At 62.4% G+C, this 17,234-nt stretch carries 14 protein-coding genes; 7 read left to right on the forward strand and 7 right to left on the reverse strand.

Going from position 1 to position 17,234, the window contains the following annotated elements; genetic code table 11:
* The first annotated feature begins 40 nt into the window (after nt 1–40).
* Nucleotides 41–1,708, forward strand: coding sequence for a glutamine--tRNA ligase/YqeY domain fusion protein (locus BN3659_RS08345; RefSeq protein WP_091536144.1), 1,668 nt, complete (start codon nt 41–43; stop codon nt 1,706–1,708).
* A gap of 626 nt (nt 1,709–2,334) precedes the next feature.
* Nucleotides 2,335–3,348 (forward strand): class 1 fructose-bisphosphatase, encoded by a 1,014-nt coding sequence (gene fbp, locus BN3659_RS08355; RefSeq protein WP_091536148.1) that lies wholly within the window; start codon nt 2,335–2,337, stop codon nt 3,346–3,348.
* Nucleotides 3,349–3,596: 248 nt separating this feature from the next.
* Here fbp and BN3659_RS08360 read toward each other — a convergent pair whose 3' ends face one another.
* The 7 genes from BN3659_RS08360 to BN3659_RS08390 form a co-directional block, all read right to left on the reverse strand.
* The gene (locus BN3659_RS08360; RefSeq protein ID WP_091536150.1) at nt 3,597–3,977 is read right to left on the reverse strand and encodes a hypothetical protein; all 381 of its coding nucleotides are present in this window, start codon (nt 3,975–3,977) and stop codon (nt 3,597–3,599) included.
* Between the two features lie 460 nt (nt 3,978–4,437).
* Complete coding sequence (locus BN3659_RS08365; protein ID WP_091536151.1) at nt 4,438–5,307, reverse strand: AraC family transcriptional regulator; 870 nt, start codon at nt 5,305–5,307, stop codon at nt 4,438–4,440.
* A 72-nt stretch (nt 5,308–5,379) separates the two neighbouring features.
* Nucleotides 5,380–6,393, reverse strand: coding sequence for a glycosyltransferase family 2 protein (locus BN3659_RS08370; RefSeq protein WP_091536196.1), 1,014 nt, complete (start codon nt 6,391–6,393; stop codon nt 5,380–5,382).
* Nucleotides 6,390–7,289: a lysophospholipid acyltransferase family protein gene (locus tag BN3659_RS08375; RefSeq protein ID WP_091536153.1), complete on the reverse strand. Its 900-nt coding sequence runs from the start codon at nt 7,287–7,289 to the stop codon at nt 6,390–6,392. Before BN3659_RS08375 ends, BN3659_RS08370 begins: the two co-directional genes overlap by 4 nt.
* Nucleotides 7,279–8,673: a DUF389 domain-containing protein gene (locus tag BN3659_RS08380; protein ID WP_091536155.1), complete on the reverse strand. Its 1,395-nt coding sequence runs from the start codon at nt 8,671–8,673 to the stop codon at nt 7,279–7,281. The genes BN3659_RS08375 and BN3659_RS08380 overlap by 11 nt, the downstream gene beginning before the upstream one ends.
* Nucleotides 8,674–8,680: 7 nt before the next feature.
* On the reverse strand, nt 8,681–9,409 hold the full coding sequence (gene rsmI, locus BN3659_RS08385; protein WP_091536156.1) for a 16S rRNA (cytidine(1402)-2'-O)-methyltransferase: 729 nt from the start codon (nt 9,407–9,409) through the stop codon (nt 8,681–8,683).
* Nucleotides 9,410–9,419: 10 nt separating this feature from the next.
* Complete coding sequence (locus tag BN3659_RS08390; protein WP_141682542.1) at nt 9,420–11,012, reverse strand: hypothetical protein; 1,593 nt, start codon at nt 11,010–11,012, stop codon at nt 9,420–9,422.
* A 536-nt stretch (nt 11,013–11,548) separates the two neighbouring features.
* Here BN3659_RS08390 and BN3659_RS08400 point away from each other — a divergent pair.
* The 5 genes from BN3659_RS08400 (at nt 11,549) to BN3659_RS08420 (ending at nt 16,720) form a co-directional block, all read left to right on the forward strand.
* Nucleotides 11,549–12,712 carry an ROK family protein gene (locus tag BN3659_RS08400; protein WP_091536161.1) on the forward strand — a complete coding sequence of 388 codons (1,164 nt, stop codon included), beginning with the start codon at nt 11,549–11,551 and terminating at the stop codon, nt 12,710–12,712.
* 192 nt (nt 12,713–12,904) lie between these two features.
* Nucleotides 12,905–13,876, forward strand: coding sequence for a type I phosphomannose isomerase catalytic subunit (locus BN3659_RS08405; protein WP_091536163.1), 972 nt, complete (start codon nt 12,905–12,907; stop codon nt 13,874–13,876).
* Nucleotides 13,877–14,571: 695 nt separating this feature from the next.
* Nucleotides 14,572–15,672, forward strand: coding sequence for a redox-regulated ATPase YchF (ychF, locus tag BN3659_RS08410; RefSeq protein ID WP_091536165.1), 1,101 nt, complete (start codon nt 14,572–14,574; stop codon nt 15,670–15,672).
* Between the two features lie 28 nt (nt 15,673–15,700).
* Nucleotides 15,701–16,429, forward strand: coding sequence for an SIMPL domain-containing protein (locus tag BN3659_RS08415; RefSeq protein WP_091536166.1), 729 nt, complete (start codon nt 15,701–15,703; stop codon nt 16,427–16,429).
* An 18-nt stretch (nt 16,430–16,447) separates the two neighbouring features.
* On the forward strand, nt 16,448–16,720 hold the full coding sequence (locus BN3659_RS08420) for a hypothetical protein (protein ID WP_091536168.1): 273 nt from the start codon (nt 16,448–16,450) through the stop codon (nt 16,718–16,720).
* The last annotated feature ends 514 nt before the right edge of the window (nt 16,721–17,234 follow it).

The raw sequence follows: 17,234 nt of genomic DNA on the forward strand, positions 1-17,234 counted from the left end.
GTTACCTTTGTACACTATATATAATAACACTCCCCGCACCATGGCAGACGAAACCAAAGAGAAGTCGCTCAATTTCCTCGAAGAGATCATCGAAAAATCCATCGCCGAGGGCGAAACGCGCGTACAGACCCGTTTCCCGCCCGAACCCAACGGCTACCTCCACATAGGCCACGCCAAGAGTATCTGCATCAACTTCGGACTGGCCCGAAAATACGGCGGCAAATGCAACCTCCGCTTCGACGATACGAATCCCGTGAAGGAGGACGTGGAGTACGTCGACTCGATCAAACGCGACATTCAATGGCTGGGGTTCCAATGGGCCGAGGAGCGCTACGCCTCGGACTACTTCGATCAGCTCTACGAGTGGGCCCTCGAACTGATCCGCAAGGGATTGGCCTACGTGGACGATCAGACGCAGGAAGAGATCCGCGCGAACCGCGGCACGGTCTCCGTCGCAGGCACGCCGTCGCCGTGGCGCAACCGTTCGGTGGAGGAGAACCTCGACCTGTTCCGGCGGATGCGCGAAGGCGAGTTCGCCGACGGCGAAAAGGTGCTGCGCGCCAAGATCGACATGGCGCATCCCAACATGCTCTTCCGCGACCCGATCATGTACCGCATCCTCCACGCCGAACACCACCGCACGGGCAACAAGTGGTGCATCTATCCGATGTACGACTACGCCCACGGCCAGTGCGACTCGATCGAACGGATCACCCACTCGATCTGCACGCTCGAATTCGACGTGCACCGTCCGCTTTACGACTGGTTCATCGAGGCGCTGGGCATCTACCCGTCGCATCAGTACGAATTCGCGCGGCTCAACCTCACCTACACGATGATGTCCAAGCGCAAGCTGCTCAAACTCGTGCAGGAGGGAGCCGTGATGGGCTGGGACGATCCGCGCATGCCGACCATCTGCGCCCTGCGCCGCAAGGGTTACACGCCCGCCTCGGTGCGCAACTTCGCCGAGATGGTGGGCGTCGCCAAGCGCGACAACGTGATCGACCTCGCCAAACTCGAATACTGCGTGCGCGAAGACCTCAACCGGGTGGCCGAGCGCCGCATGGCCGTGCTCAACCCGCTCAAGGTGGTCATCACCGACTACGACGAGGGTAAGACCGAGATGTTCACGGCGATCAACAACCCCGAAGACGAATCGGCCGGCACGCGACAGGTGCCCTTCTCGCGCACGATCTACATCGAACGCGACGATTTCATGGAGAATCCGCCCAAGAAATTTTTCCGTCTCCAGCCGGGCGGCGAGGTGCGCCTGCGCTACTCCTACCTCATCCGATGCGAGCAGGTGGTGAAGGACGCCGAGGGCAACATCATCGAACTGCGCTGCACCCACGACCCGATGTCGGGCGGCGGTTCGTCGAGCGACGGACGCCGCGTGAAGGGCGTGATCCACTGGGTGTCGGTCCCCGATGCGGTGGAAGCCGAGGTGCGGCTGTTCAACCCGCTCTTCACGAAAGAGAATCCCGACGACGCGGACGAGGGCCGGACGTGGGAAGACAACCTCAACCCCGAGTCGATGGTCCGCATCACGGGTTATCTCGAACCTTCGCTGCGAAACATTCCCGTGGGACAGGCTGTGCAATTCGAGCGCGTAGGCTACTTCTGCCCCGACACCGATTCCACGCCGGAGCATCTCGTCTTCAACCGGACGGTTACGCTCAAGGATTCGTGGGCCAAGATCAATAAGTAGACAGTCGATTTATCCAAATTGCAGCACAGCAGCAGGCCGGCTCTCGGAGCCGGCCTGCTTCGTTCGGCGAAAACGGCTTGCACGATACCGACCTCACGAATGCCGCCGCAGTGCCCCGTGCCGATCCGTTTCGCCCGGCGGAAACGGCTTGCGGAAAGAGCGGATGCACAGTCCCGCCCCGCACGAACCGATACGATCCGGCCAGCCGCCCCTTTCATCCGGCCGGAACGTGCGGGCAGAGGAGCGAATAGGCGGCAACGCTTCGGCGACGCAGGCGGTTTTCCGCCGCACCACGCAGTACACGGTTCATCGCCGTCGCTCCGACCGCCGCTACCGAAACCGCCGCTGACGCCGCAGCGGAAAATCCGTTCGGCGCGAAACCGTTCCCTCCGGCCGGACTCCCGCCGGACCGACGACGCGGAATACGGGGATCGGCGCGGCGACGGACCGCGCACGAAACGTGCGCCGGCGTCGAAACCGGCGAACGCCGTCTTCGAATGTTCGGTAAAAATACAAATTCCCCATGTTCGACCGCCTCATTTAATCAATTTTTCGATCATTTTCTTTGGATTATTTAATTTTATTATCTTAAATTTGTATTTAATAACGAACAGAAATAAATTTTTATGAATAAGGTTACGACATTAAACCAATTCATCATCGAACAGCAAGCCGAGTTCCCGAGTGCGACCGGGGGATTCTCGCGGCTGCTGCACCACATCGGCATCGCGGCCAAGAAAGTCAACCGCGAAGTCAACAAGGCCGGACTGGTGGACATTCTGGGACAGGCCGGCTCGGAAAACGTGCAGGGCGAGGAGCAGCAGAAGCTCGACGTTTATGCCAACGAAACCTTTCTCGAAGAGCTGAAAGCCAGCGGCGAGTGCTGCGGCGTGGCTTCCGAGGAGAACGAGGACATCGTCATTTTCAACGAAGGTCTCTGCAAGAACGCCCGCTATATCGTCTGCATGGACCCGCTCGACGGTTCGTCGAACATCGACGTGAATGTCTCGGTCGGCACCATCTTCTCGATCTACAAGCGGCTTTCGCCCGAAGGCAGCCCGGCGGAAAAAACGGACTTTCTGCAACCCGGCTCGGCGCTGCTGGCTGCGGGATACGTAATCTACGGTTCGTCGACGATGCTGGTCTATACGTCGGGCAACGGCGTCAACGGCTTCACGCTCGACCCCTCGATCGGCGAGTTCTGCCTTTCGCATGCGGATGTGAAGATCCCGGTCAGCGGCAAGATCTATTCGATCAACGAGGGCAACTACGAGAAGTTCCCCGTGGGAGTGAAAAAGTACATCAAATATTGTCAGGAAAAGGACACGCGGCACGGCCGTCCCTACACCTCGCGCTACATCGGATCGCTGGTGGCCGATTTCCACCGCAACATGCTCAAGGGCGGCATCTACATCTATCCCGAAACCGACAGCCATCCCCACGGCAAACTGCGCTTGCAGTACGAGTGCAATCCGGTGGCTTTCATCGTCGAACAGGCCGGGGGCACAGCCACGGACGGCGGCAAGCGCATCCTCGACATCGAGCCGCAGGACGTGCACGAGCGCACGCCCCTTTACGTCGGCTCGCGGAACATGGTCGGCAAAGTAACCGAATTCCTCCGTTTCTTCGACAACGTCTGAACCGTAGGGGCAAATATCGCAGAGAGGGTGTACGTCCGAACCGGCCGACACCCTCTTGTTTCGCAGCCTAAACGTATTCTCCCGCAAACGGGCAACATGCGGAACGGTCCGTTCGTTTCATCCGTTTTCCGCCGCCAAGAGGAAAACGATCTCCCGGCGGTCGAACCGGTCGCACACCTCCTGCTCGTGTTCGAAACCGAAAAACACCGCCGCACTCACGACGTGACCGGCGAACGAAGCGAAAGAGGTCAGACAGAACGGCACCTGCCGGCGGATGAGTAGTGCGGAATCCCCCTGCGGACATCCGCGATCAGCAACTCCTGCGGACCCGATCCGTGAAACGCGAACGTAAACTCCCAGCGGGGCTGCTGCTGGAGCAGCTCCACACTTTTCAGGTCGCTGTCGGCCGCGATCCGGTAGTCGGAAACACAAGAGGACGGATAATCCCTCGGGATGCCTTTCAGAATGATGTCGTCCAGCTGGTCGTGCGGAAAATTCCCGTTCCCGTCGAAGGTCAGCAGACAGTACGGTTCGGATTCGTCCGCTCTGCGACGACGCATCTCATAGCCCGCGCCGAATGGCCGTTCGTAGAGTATGTATCCCGCCTCCGGATCGCGGGCCCGGACCATAGGGCACAAAGCCCCCGATCCGTTCGAGAAGCCGCCACCTGTCAAGCGGAAGCAGTTCGATGGCGCACACCCCGGGCGGACCGGACGGTCCCGCCTGCTGCAACGCCCGCGGCGCCCCCAGCGCATCGGCGAGTTTGGCAATAAAAGCATCCGTCGGATTGTCGAGCATGCGGTATAAGTACTCTCTGCTGATTCCGGGTCGTTCGGCAAGCATCACTTTTGTGATTTTCCGGTTTTCAAAAAACGATCAATGTTCATTCTTCATGATTTTTTTCTTCCCGAAGGCAAAATATGAATTCGTAATTTACAAATTTCACAGCACGAGTTTACACAAAAACCCATCATACGCACACCCGGCGCTGAGAAAACCGCGCGGCCGAAGCATCGGCAGCCCCCACCGGCCGGCAGGACCGCAACCGACGCTGCCGCAAACGAAAAGCCGGCCCACAGGCCGGCTCCCTCATTCCACAGGCAGAAAAATCTCCGTTTTCAGTTTTTCGGGCGGCACTCTGCCGGGCCGGTTGAGGTATTTCTCGAAGCACGGCGCATCCCGAAGCGTGCATCCGCTCCGCGGCAGCCACTCGCCCCATATGCGGCGATAAGCCCGCCCCAGACCGGTATAGGGGCCCGTATACCGGAAGACGGCATAACGGCCGCCGCCGATGGTTTTCACGCCGATCCCGGCCTCGGGCACAGGGCCTTTGGGCAGCACGAGGCACACGTCGCAGCGCAAATGCTCCGCAGCCGAAATATCAGGATCGTTGTGGTAGACGACGATGTGTTCGATGCCCGCCGAAAAGAGTTTGCGCGACTTCACCCATTCCCACAGACGGAGGAAACAAGCGCCGTAATCGACCGAGCCGTAGCTGCCCTGCGCACGCACATAGGCAGCGTTTTTTTCGGGGACTTCGAGGATTTTCGGCTTCGAGAGCCGTCCGAGCGCCTCTTCGGGCTCCACTTTTTTTTCGATCATAGACGGAAGAGTTTTATGTGTTTTGAATGTTCGGGGCGATACTCCGAACGACTTCCGGAAGGCTTTCGACAGCGACGACGGGGCGTCGTACCCCACCCTGTACGCAATCTCCGACACGCTGAGTTCCGTGTAGCGGAGCATCCGCGCAGCCGCCTCCAGTCGGGTCCGCACGATGAACTCGCCGACGGGTTCGCCGAGACGGGCCGTCAGGATCCGGTGGAAGTGATAGGGCGAAAAGGCCGAAATACCGGCAAGCGTCTTCAGGTCGATCTTCTCGGCCAGATGCTGCCGGATCCATTCGACGGCTCTCGTGATCCGTCGCTCGTAATCGTCCGTTGTCGTCGGTTTGTTTTTCATCCCGCAGCAAAGATAGCGGTTTGCGGATGCATGCACTTGTCCCGTTTTGCGGATTCCGTCCGGCGCGCGCAATCACATGAGACGGCCGAACCGCTTGCGGCCGAAGAAATAACGGACCACGATCGAAAACCGGTAGACCGTGCGGGTCGCTTCGGCACGGCGCGAGCGGCGGATCCGCCTCCGCTGCGCGGGCAGGCGGTCGTGCCGGCGCAGGAAGTCGCGCCATGCCCGCCCCACGGCCATGAAATTCGCGGTCTGTCCCTTGATGAGGTAGGAGACGGCCGCGACGAAATCGAGCGGCGGACGCAACACGGCGACCGCCGCACGCTGCACGGGCGGCGCGCATTTGAAGAGCATGACCAGATTGTTCCGGTGGTTGTAAAACACTTTCGCCGGGGATTCCGCCGCCAACGTACCTCCGCCGAGGTGGTAGACGCAGCTTTGCGGCACGATCCTCACCCTGTACCCCGCCAACTGCATCCGCCAGCAGAGGTCGATCTCCTCCATGTGGGCGAAAAACGAGGCATCGAAGCCGCCCAGCTGCCGGAACACGTCGCGGCGGCAGCAGAACGCCGCACCGCTCACCCAGAAGACATCCCGCTCGTCGTCGTACTGTCCCTCGTCGCGCTCCACGCACTTCAGGATACGGCCCCGACAGAACGGATAGCCCAGAAAGTCGATATAACCGCCGGCGGCACCGGCGTATTCGAACCGCTCGCGCCGCTCGCACGAACGAAGCTTGGGTGCTGCGGCGGCCACGTCGGGATGTTCGTCGAGCACGCGCAGGATCGGTTCGAGCCAGCCGCGGGGCGTTTCGACATCGGAGTTGAGCAGGATGCAGTAGTCGGCCTCGATCTCGTCGATCGCCCGGTTATACCCTTCGGCGAAGCCGTAGTTGCGGTCGAGCGACACCACGCGGACCGCAGGGAACTCGCGCCGGAGCAGCGCCACCGAGCCGTCCGTCGAACCGTTGTCGGCGACAGTAACCCCCACCCCCTCGGGAGCGGCGGCCACGACACCCGGCAGAAACCTCCGCAGGTGTTTCTCCCCGTTCCAATTGAGTATGACGATTTCGGCGGACATCAGCGTTTGTGCTTCCAGCGGCGGTGCGACCACATCCACAGCTCGGGACGGTTGCGGATCATCGCCTCCAGACGACGAACGTAACGCTCCGTGATTTCGTACTCGGCGACCTGTTCCGTTCCGTCGTAAATCTGCTCGAAAGTCATTTCGTAAGATCCGCGGCGGATGCGGTCCACACGGGCGAAGTAGACGGGCAGTCCGCATTTGACGGCCAGTTTCTCGCCCCCGTCGAAAAAGAGCGTATCCTGATCGAGGAAACGGAACCAATGGCTGTCGGGCCGCCGCGGCGGATTCTGGTCGGCGATCAGTCCGATCGCTATGTTCTTGCCGTCGATGCCCTGCTCGCGGTGGCGGAGGTAGAACCGCAGGCAATCGTTCATGGCCACGGTCATCGTATTGTGCCGGCGGCGGAGCCGCTGATAGAGCTCCTCCATCACTGCGCTCCGCAGCGGGTGGTAGACCGCCACGATCACCTGCGTGGGATCGCACAGGCCCCAGAACGAACCGTATTCCCAACAGCCGAAATGCGCCATCATGGCGATCCAGTCGCGGCCTGCGGTGGCGGCGCTCTGCTCGGCGGCATTGGGGAAGCGGATCATCTCCTGCGCGCGGGCCCGCGCGAGGCTCACCGTGTCGACGAAAATTTCCGAAAGCGTGCGGTAGAATCTGCGCCGGATGCGGAGCAGTTCCAGCCGGCTCTTCTCGGGGAACGAATTCCGCAAATTCTCCTTCACGACCCTCATGCGGTAGCGCAGACAGTAGTAGAGCACGAAAAAAACGATATTCTCGACGACATAGTAGCGGAACCAGTAGGGCAGCGCCGCGAAACCGCGGCACAGGGCCCACAGCACCTCGACCTGCAACCGCCGGACGAAGGTCATCTTCACGCTACTCCTCATCGGCGGGCGTCTCGATATAAAGTTTGACATCGGCGATCTTCGTCCGCACGCGCAACCACTGCCGGAGCGTCTCGGCGTCGATCGCCGTCTCGGCATCGCGGGGCGTTACGAGGCAAAGCAACAGCGTATCCCGCGAACGTCCCTTCATGTCGAAGCGGATGCCTTTCGTGAGGGCGATCGTCCCCACCGAGGGCATCAGCACGCCCAACTCCTGCGAAATGCCGTCCACACCGACGTCGACCACGCGATAGCGGCTCATGAGCGCCTGCAACTCGGCGATCCGGCGGTTCTTCTCGTCGAGCAGATCGGCATAGTTCTTCTGGAGCGTCTCCAGATCGAGCTTGTCCGTCGCGGCACCCTGACGCACCACGAGCTCCGTATCCTTCAATCCGAAGCGGATCAACTGCGCCCGGGCATTCTCGATGATCTCTTCGGCGAGAGGTTCGCCCAGCAGCACCACCTCGATCCGCGAGGGATTCTTGCCCTGCGCATAGCTCTTCTCACACTCGATCACGCGCGTATGCGGGAACTCGAAGACCTGCGACACGTATTTGTCGGCCGTCGCTTCGAAGAGCGAAACGCGCACCATGTGGAATCCGATGACGACGCTCGGGATGAACGTTACGAGCGTGATGAGCAGCATCGTGCGCCGCACGTTCCGCTCCTTGACCGGATCGAGGAACGCTTTCTTCTCGTATTTGAGAAAACGCACCATCAGGTAGGTGGCCAGCGCGATGAACACCGAATTGATGAAAAAGAGGTAGAACGCCCCGAGGAAATAGCGGAACTGCCCCGTGGCCAGTCCGTAGCCGGCCGTACAGAGAGGCGGGATGAGCGCCGTGGCTATCGCCACGCCCGGAATCACGGTCGAGGTGCGATCCCGGCGCGACTGCGCCACGATCCCCGCCAGACCGCCGAAGAGGGCGATCAGCACGTCGTAGGTCGTGGGCACGGTCCGCGCCAGCAGCTCGCTCCGGGCATCGCCGAGCGGCGAGATGAAAAAATAGACCGTGGAGGTGATGATCGCCACGATGAACATCAGCGTGAAGTTGCGGAGCGACTTTTTCAACAGGTCGAAGTCGTTGATGCCCAACGACAGCCCCACGCCCATGATCGGACCCATGATCGGCGAAATGAGCATGGCGCCGATGATCACCGCGGCCGAATTGACGTTCAGCCCCAGCGAGGCGATCATCGTGGCGAAGATCAGTACCCAAAGGTTGACGCCGCGGAACACGACGCCCTTTTCGACCGTGGCGACCACTTCGTCGCGCTGGGCCTTGTCCTCCTCGAGACTGAAACGGCCGCTCATGAACTCCTTGAGGTCCTCGAACCACGCGGAGAACGAATTTTTCACTTTCTTCGTATCCGAATTGTTTTCCATGCTTCGTTTACTCTTCTTCATATACCCCTCGGACGGACGCTTCGCCGCCCCGCACGGGTTTGGATTTGGGTTTGCCCGCCACGACGATCACGAATTCGCCCTTGGGTTCCGTCGTCCGGAAATGGGCGAGCGCTTCGTCGATCGAACCGCGCACGGTCTGTTCGAATTTCTTGGTCAGCTCGCGCGACACGGCCACGCGGCGTTCCCCGCCGAAGACTTCGGCCAACTGTTCGAGGCACTTCACCACGCGGTAGGGCGACTCGTAAAAGACCATCGTCCGCTCCTCGTCCGCCAGCGACGCGAGGTGTTTCGACCGCCCCTTCTTCTGGGGCAGAAAACCTTCGAAGCAGAAACGGTCGCAGGGGAGCCCGCTCTGCACGAGCGCCGGCACGAAGGCCGTGGCCCCCGGAAGCGTCTCGACCTCGATGCCGTTTTCGAGGCAGGTGCGCACCAGCAGAAACCCCGGATCGGAAATGCCCGGCGTGCCCGCATCGGAGACCAGCGCAACGCTGCGCCCCGCGGCGATCGTCTCGGCGACCGCCTGCACGGTGGCGTGCTCGTTGAACTTGTGGTGCGAGCGCAACGGACGCTCGATCCCCAGATGCCGCAGCAGCACCGAAGCGGTGCGCGTATCTTCGGCGAGGATCAGGTCGGCCTCGCCGAGGACGTGGATCGCACGAAGGGTGATGTCGTCCAAATTGCCGATCGGCGTGGGAACGATATAGAGTTTGGCCATGTCCGCTGTGTCAGGAAAGTTTGCGTTCGATCAGCTCCATGAGCAGTTTGGCGCCGTCGGAGTTGGGATTCCATGCGTAGTGTTCGGCGATGTAGATCAGGCAGTCGTCCAGATCGCCGAAAGCATTGAGCGCAGCGATCGCGGTCTCGAAGGCTTCGGCATCGCCCCCGAACAGGTCGCGGATCAGCAGAAACCGGTCGTTGATGCCGATCGCCTTGCGCAGGTCCGTTACCGGCTCGCGGAACCCTATTTCCGAAGTCCGGCCGCGTGCCGGCGCGGACAGCTCGTCGCCCAGCGTCCGCACCTCGCGGTTGATTACGTCGCCCAGTACGGCTCCTTTCGGAGCGTCGTCCGAGCGGGCCGCAGCCGATTCCGGAGCGGCGGCGCCGGCCCCGGGAGCCTTCGGCGTCTCTTGCCGAAGAGCCTCCTGCACACCCTCCGCCGCCGGGCAGCCCGCGGACGATGCGCCGCCCGACGACTGCGTCTCCGGATTCGGATTACCGCCTGCGACCGAAAGGACTTCGATCTTTTCGGCCGCCGCCGCGACGGCTGCCGATTCCGGCCGGGCTTCCGCCTCCGCGCCCTCCGACGAATGTCCGAAAGGACGGGTGTCTGGGTCGTTCCGGACCCCGTTCGGATGCGAAGCCTCCTCACGAGGTTCCGCAGCGGTGCATCCCGAAACGTCCGAAACAGGTCTACACACCTCAGCCCGAAGCGCGGGATAATCCGCTCCGCCGCCGCTCTGCGCACGCAGACCGCCCGACGGCCCCTGATTTTTGCGGGGTTCCGGTTCGGGCATGTCGTACAGCGACATCAGGATGCGCTGTTTCTGCCGATGGCGCCGCAGCGCCTCGGGATCTTCGGGGCCGAACAGCGAAGGGATCACGGACTGCGAGGCCGCCTCAGGCTTCGCGGACTGCGTCGTCGACGGCTGATGCTGCGGCGCAGGCCGAGGTTCCGGCGCGGGCTTTCCGTCCGGCAAAGGGATCGCTTCCGCACCGGATGCAGACCCGGTTTCCGGAGCGGATGCAGAATCGGGAACCTGCCGTTCTTCCGGACCATGCGCCGGTTCGGAAGCCTCACCGGAATCCATGGCGGGAGTTACGCCCCCGGGGGCTTCGGGTTCGGGGCCCGAACCCGCCCGTCCCGCCGGCTCATGCGCCGGTCCGGAAGTCGGTCCGAGAGTCGGTCCGGAAGCCTCTGCTTCGGTCCGGACCTCCGAGCCGGAGACGACCGGACGTGCCGGTTCGGAGACGGCTTCCGGCGAAGTCTCCTTCCGTTCCGCCTCGGAGTTGTCCGACGCAACGGTCCCGTCGTCCTGCCCGGCGGCGGCAACGGGCAGCGCCTCCGGCTCTTCCGACACCTGCAGTTCGACCGAAAGCACCTCGTCCAGATTGATGCTCACGGGCTCTTCGGCCGACACGGAGACGGCATCCGCCGCTGCGGGTGCTGCGGGCGCACCGCCCGAAAGTTCCTCATAGAGCCGCCGCAGTTTTTCGAGCGCCAGATCGCGTTCGATGGAGGGAATCAGGCCCGTCTGCGCCCACCCTTCGGCCATCGCCGAGAGTTGTCGGAGCACGGATTGTATATCATATGGTACCATAACGCATACGCTTTTGCGCTCAAAGATACGAAAAACCAAGCGCAAAACCGAATTTTATTCGTTTTTGCCGGGACGGAGTATCTAAGGCGAATCAAAGATACGAAAAAAAGTCGGGTGCGAAAACAAATAAATTCGATTTTGCGGAGCGAAGACCTCCCGAACGCACCCGAAGACGCGGAAAATCCGGCGACCAGAGGCAGGTTCCGGAAAGATTGCGGCACCCTGCAAAAGGAGGCGAAAGCCGCACCGCCTGCGGACCGAGACCACCCGCTGCGGCGATCGGGACGCAAGAGCCGCGAAGCCTTCTCCGGACGGGAACGACCGGTGCGCCGCCGATCTGCGGCCTTCGCCGAAAATCGCAACGACCGGCCCCGAAAACCGCTCCGCCGGAAAACCGAAACGACCCGATCCGAAAACCGAAGCCGCCGAATCCCGAGATCGAAATAATCCGTCCGGAAGACCGGAACGCTCCGAGCGATCGGCCGGATTGCAGAACGGACGTGCGCAATTTCCTTTTTTTAACTATTTTTGTCGGCATGAACCGAACCGACAAAATAACCGGCTGCGACGCCGACCCGCGCGTCGTCATCACGCTCGATGCCGGAGGCACCCACTTCGTATTCGGGGCGATGCAGGCCGGCAGACCGATCGTACAACCCCTCACCCTGCCCTCCCGGGCGGACGACCTCGACCTCTGTCTGGCGACCCTCACCGAAGGATTCGCCGACGTCATCGGCCGCCTCGGCGAGCGGCCCGCGGCGATCAGCTTCGCCTTTCCCGGACCGGCGGACTACCCGCGGGGGATCATCGGCGGTTATCTGCCCAACTTCCCCTCGTTCCGCGACGGCGTGGCGCTGGGTCCCTATCTGGAGGATCGGTTCGGTCTGCCGGTCTTCATCAACAACGACGGCGACTTGTTCGCCTACGGGGAGGCGCTCTGCGGAGCGCTGCCCGAGGTGAACGAACGGCTCCGTCGTACCGGCAGCGCCAAGCGTTACCGCAACCTCTTGGGCTACACCTTCGGCACGGGCTTCGGCTTCGGACTGGTCAGCGAGGGGACGCGCCTGCACGCGGGCGACAACTCGTGCGCCGAGACGTGGTGCCTGCGCCACGGAGGCTATTCCGGAATGATCGTCGAAGAGGGCGTCTCGGTGCGTGCCGTGAAACGGGTCTACGCCGAAGCGTCGGGCGACACGGGGCACCGCTTCGAACCCAAAGAGATTTTCGAGATCGCCGAAGGCCGGCTCGCAGGCGACCGTGCGGCGGCCCGGCAGGCTTTCGAAGAGCTGGGCCGCACGGCAGGCGATGCGATGGCCACGGCCGCCACGCTTTTTGACGGGCTGATCGTCATCGGCGGCGGCATCACCGCGGCCCGCGAATACTTCATGCCCGCACTGCTGCACGAGATGCGCGGCCGCCTCGGCACCTTCGCGGGCGACACGCTCGACCGGATGCGGATGAAGGTCTACGATCTGGACGACGAGATCGAATTCGCCGCCTTCGCACGGGGCGAAGAGCGCGAGCTGAAGGTCTACGGCTCGGAGCGCACGGTCGTCTACGATCCGCAGAAACGCATCGGCGTAACGGTCTCGAAGCTGGGGGCCGAGCGGGCCATCGCGGCCGGCGCCTATGCCTTCGCGCTCAACGAACTGGACGGTCGAGGGGCCGCAGGGACCGTCGACACAGCCGCGCAACGATAGGAAAATACTGCGAAACGATCGACAAAACACGAGATCGTCGAACCGTCGGAAGGAGCCGGCTTCGCCGCACGGCGGCACCGGGCCCCGGGGAGAAAATCGCGGAGCGCAGGTCTTTTCCCGCCGAAACGGGCAAGCGGCTGCGAAGCGACGGAACGACACGAAAATACCGATTTCTGAAAAAACACGATTACGATGTATCTGCTCAAATTCGAACCCATTCTGAAAACGACGCTCTGGGGCGGCGAGAAAATCATCCCTTACAAACGCATCGCATCGGCGCTGCACAACGTCGGCGAGAGCTGGGAACTCTCGGGCGTGCGCGGCAGCGAATCGGTCGTGGCGGACGGCCCGTGGGCCGGCACGGCGCTGCCCGAGCTCATCGCCGAAGAGCGTGAACGGCTGGTCGGACGCAAAATCTACGAGCGGTTCGGCACGGAGTTCCCGCTGCTCGTCAAGTTCATCGACGCACGGCAGGACCTCTCGATTCAGGTCCACCCGAACGACGAGCTGGCCCGCAGACGCCACAGCTCGCAGGGCAAGACCGAGATGTGGTATGTGATCGACGCGGACGAGGGAGCCCGCCTGCGCTCGGGCTTCGCCCGGCAGGTTACGCCCGACCGTTATGCCGCCAGCGTCGCCGACGGCACCCTGACAGAGCTGCTCCGCGAATACGAAATCCACCGCGGCGACCTCTTTTTCCTGCCCGCGGGGCGCATCCACAGCATCGGCGCGGGCTCTCTGATCGCCGAGATCCAGCAGACCTCCGACATCACCTACCGCATCTACGACTTCAACCGCCGCGGCGCCGACGGCAAGCTGCGCGAACTGCACACCGAGCTGGCCAAAGAAGCCATCGACTACACGGTTCTGCCCGACTACCGCACCCGCTACACCCCGCAGCCGAACGCCGCGACGCGGCTGGTCGCATGCCCTTACTTCACCACGTCGCTCTGCGATCTGGACCGGCCGCTAACGCTCGACTGCACGAAGCTCGATTCGTTCGTCGCAGCGATCTGCGTCGAAGGCTCAGGAACGCTCGCGGCCGACGGCGGCGAAGGGCTGCCGATCCATGCGGGCGAGACGGTGCTCGTACCCGCAGCGGCCGGAAGCCTTCGCATCGACCCCGCGCCGCGCATCCGGCTGCTGACCAGCTGCATCGAATAGAATACCCGAACCCTTCGCGCCCGCACCGGAACCGTCCGGTTCTCCCGAAGACTTTGCCGACAGACCGGCGCCATCGGCCGACAGACACCGGCCTTTCGGACGACGCACAGCAGCGCCCCCGGGCGGCGCGAGTTCGCGGCATCGCTTTCGCAATGCCGGCGATGCGGAAAAAACGAAAGGAAAACGATATAATTATGTGCGGATAAATCGAAGACAGAAACGTCTTGCGTTCCCCGAACCGTCGGAAAAGACGCTCCGGCAACCGCCGGCCCCAAAACGACGGGAAACGGGGACGGGGCATGCGTCCCCCGCAGCGGCCGCCCGTTTCGGGCATTGGTCCGACAGGTCCGGGCATCCCCGACATCCGGCTGTTTTCCGGACCTCTTCGGACCGGGAGCACAAGAGGCGAAAGTCCTGTGAACTTTAGCAACAAACAACGGGATCGCAATCCGCAAAGCACGTCCGCGCACCGTGGTCTCGGACCGTGTCGTCGCCGCGTCGAACGCCAAGCCGGACGAATGCCCGGGCCATGTGCGGGCCGCCGAACGTCCGCCGGAAAGCGGGAGCCGTCCGAAGATCGGAGAATCTCCCGCCGCCCGAGCGCGAAGATTGCGAAAGATTGCGTATCTTTGCGTGCCGGGAGCGCACGGCGCGGCCGCCGCCCCGGATAACGAATTTAGATCAAACGAGATAGAATGGCTTTACAATGCGGCATCGTGGGTCTGCCGAACGTCGGCAAATCGACCCTTTTCAACTGTCTGTCCAACGCGAAGGCACAGGCGGCCAACTTCCCTTTCTGCACCATCGAACCCAACGTGGGCGTCATCACCGTACCGGACGAGCGGCTCGTCCGGCTGGCCGAGATCGACCGCCCGAAGAAGGTGATCCCGACCACGATCGAGATCGTCGACATCGCCGGACTGGTCAAGGGGGCGTCGAAAGGCGAAGGGCTGGGCAACAAGTTCCTCGGCAACATCCGCAACACGAACGCCATCATCCACGTGCTGCGCTGCTTCGACAACGGCAACATCACCCACGTCGACGGTTCGATCGACCCCGTGCGCGACAAGGGCATCATCGACACCGAACTCCAGCTCAAGGACCTCGAAACCGTCGAAGCGCGGCTGGGCAAGATCCAGAAACAGGCGGCCGTCGGCGGCGACAAGAACGCCAAGCGGCAGGCCGAACTGCTCGTACAGTACAAAACCGCCCTCGAACAAGGCCGCAGCGCCCGCACGGTGGAGGTCGACAGGGAGGACCGCAAGCTGCTCGCCGACCTGAATCTGCTGACCGACAAACCGGTGCTCTACGTCTGCAACGTGGACGAACGGAGCGCCGCCGCGGGCAACGCCTACACCGAGGCCGTGCGGGCGGCCATCGCCGACGAGAAGGCCGAAATGCTCGTCGTCGCCGCGGCGGCCGAGGCCGAGATCGCCGAGCTGGAGGAGTACGAGGAACGGCAGATGTTCCTCGAAGAGCTCGGTCTGCGGGAGTCGGGCGTGGCGCGTCTGATAAAAGCGGCCTATAAATTGCTATGTCTCGAAACGTTCTTCACCACCGGCGCCGACGAGAGCCGCGCATGGACCTACGTGCGGGGGATGAAGGCCCCGCAGACGGCAGGCATCATCCACACCGACTTCGAACGGGGCTTCATCCGCGCCGAGGTGATCAAATACGACGACTACGTAACGCTCGGTTCCGAGAAGGCGTGCCGCGACGCAGGCAAGATCGGGATCGAAGGCAAGGAGTACGTCGTGCAGGACGGCGACATCATGCACTTCCTGTTCAACGTGTAACGACGACACCGAATAAATATGCAAGACCATGAAAAGTGCGAAATTCATCATTCCCGGCATCGCGGCCATCGTCTGCGCCTTCGTGCTGGGCAACGCCTACACCTATAAATTCCGTGCGCAGGACACCGTCGTGGTAACGGGGTTGGGCGAAACGGAGTTCGCATCGGACCTCATCGTCTGGAGCGGCGCGATCACGGCCGAAGCGGCCAATGCCGCCGCCGGTTACGCCCAGATCGAAACGAGCAAACGCAAAGTGCAGGAGTATCTGGCGGCCAAAGGCATCCCGGCCAAAGCCGTGGTGTTCGACTTCGTGAACGTCAACAAGCAGTTCGCACCCGTCTACAACGCCAACGGCAGCTGGGCCGGACAGCGTTTCACGGGCTACGAACTGCGGCAGCGCTTCACCGTCGAATCGGAGGAGGTGGACAAGGTCGAAGCCGTCTCGCGCGAGATGTCGTCGCTCATCGCGCAGGGCGTCTCGATCGAAGCCTATCAGCCCGATTATTACTACACGCGGCTCGATGACGTGAAGCTCTCGCTCATCGAGCGGGCCTCGGCCGATGCCCGCACCCGTGCGGAGAAGATCGCCGCCAATGCCGGCGCTAAGATCGGCAAGGTGCGCTCGGCCCGCATGGGCGTTTTCCAGATCACGGGCGCGAACACGAACGAGGAGTTCTCGGCCGGCGGATCGTTCAACACGTCGAGCCGCCAGAAGAAGGCCCGCATCACCATGCGCATCGAATACCGCATCAAATAACCTATCGAACCGATACCTATGTTCAAACTGCTCGGAATCCTCTCCTCGCGCTGGCTGCAGGCCGCCGTAATCCTCCTCTGGCTCGCCGCGCTGCAATTCCGCCAGCGGTGGCTGCTCTTCACGGCCATCGGACTGGCGGTACTCGTGATACTCGCCATCGCGGCGAAACTCCTGCACCGCACGTTCCGCAAGCCCGGCACCCGCGAAGAAGACGCCGGTGCGACCCAATACGGCGGATACGATGCCGGACGGGACGAAAAGGAGCGATCCGATGAGGAACGTAAAAAATAATAAAAAGATGTCCCGACGGGAAAATCCCGCCCCGCAGCAGGACCGTCCGCAGGGACCGGAGTAACGGCAGGAATCGAAGCCGAGGCCGAAAGCGGGAAAGCAGCATAGCCGGATGCGGATACCCGGTCCGGTGCAGGTTCCATGACGGAGGGAAGCTGCTGAAAACCGAGTAACCGCCCCAACAGAAAACGGCCGGAACCGGAGCAGTCTCCAAAGAACGGAACAACCGCCGGGGGGGGGAGGGCGGAGAACCCGCCCAAAGGGGAACGTCGCCGATCGCGCTCATGTTCTGACGGAGAGGGACCGCGGATACAGGCGCCCCTTCTTCAGACAGGGAAGAGCGAAGCCCGGCACCCGCCCCGAAGGCAGCAAGCTGCGGCAGCGGGGGGGGGCAAAACAGACGCCCCTCTACCGAGGCAGAAGCCCAGTCCGGCAGTCCTGCACTCCGGCCCGACTGCAGACGACGGCGGCTGACAATGACAGACGGCGGCACCGGTGCGCACAGAATCCAAAC

It is taken from the genome of Alistipes sp. CHKCI003, assembly GCF_900021155.1.
GTDB classification, from domain to species: Bacteria; Bacteroidota; Bacteroidia; order Bacteroidales; family Rikenellaceae; genus Alistipes; species Alistipes excrementavium.

Coding starts and splice junctions, on each gene's coding strand:
- BN3659_RS08345 (WP_091536144.1), top strand. CDS start 41: ATGGCAGACGAAACCAAAGAGAAGTCGCTCAATTTCCTCGAAGAGATC.
- fbp (WP_091536148.1), top strand. CDS start 2,335: ATGAATAAGGTTACGACATTAAACCAATTCATCATCGAACAGCAAGCC.
- BN3659_RS08360 (WP_091536150.1), bottom strand. CDS start 3,977: ATGGTCCGGGCCCGCGATCCGGAGGCGGGATACATACTCTACGAACGG.
- BN3659_RS08365 (WP_091536151.1), bottom strand. CDS start 5,307: ATGAAAAACAAACCGACGACAACGGACGATTACGAGCGACGGATCACG.
- BN3659_RS08375 (WP_091536153.1), bottom strand. CDS start 7,289: ATGAGGAGTAGCGTGAAGATGACCTTCGTCCGGCGGTTGCAGGTCGAG.
- BN3659_RS08380 (WP_091536155.1), bottom strand. CDS start 8,673: ATGGAAAACAATTCGGATACGAAGAAAGTGAAAAATTCGTTCTCCGCG.
- rsmI (WP_091536156.1), bottom strand. CDS start 9,409: ATGGCCAAACTCTATATCGTTCCCACGCCGATCGGCAATTTGGACGAC.
- BN3659_RS08390 (WP_141682542.1), bottom strand. CDS start 11,012: ATGGTACCATATGATATACAATCCGTGCTCCGACAACTCTCGGCGATG.
- BN3659_RS08400 (WP_091536161.1), top strand. CDS start 11,549: ATGAACCGAACCGACAAAATAACCGGCTGCGACGCCGACCCGCGCGTC.
- BN3659_RS08405 (WP_091536163.1), top strand. CDS start 12,905: ATGTATCTGCTCAAATTCGAACCCATTCTGAAAACGACGCTCTGGGGC.
- ychF (WP_091536165.1), top strand. CDS start 14,572: ATGGCTTTACAATGCGGCATCGTGGGTCTGCCGAACGTCGGCAAATCG.
- BN3659_RS08415 (WP_091536166.1), top strand. CDS start 15,701: ATGAAAAGTGCGAAATTCATCATTCCCGGCATCGCGGCCATCGTCTGC.
- BN3659_RS08420 (WP_091536168.1), top strand. CDS start 16,448: ATGTTCAAACTGCTCGGAATCCTCTCCTCGCGCTGGCTGCAGGCCGCC.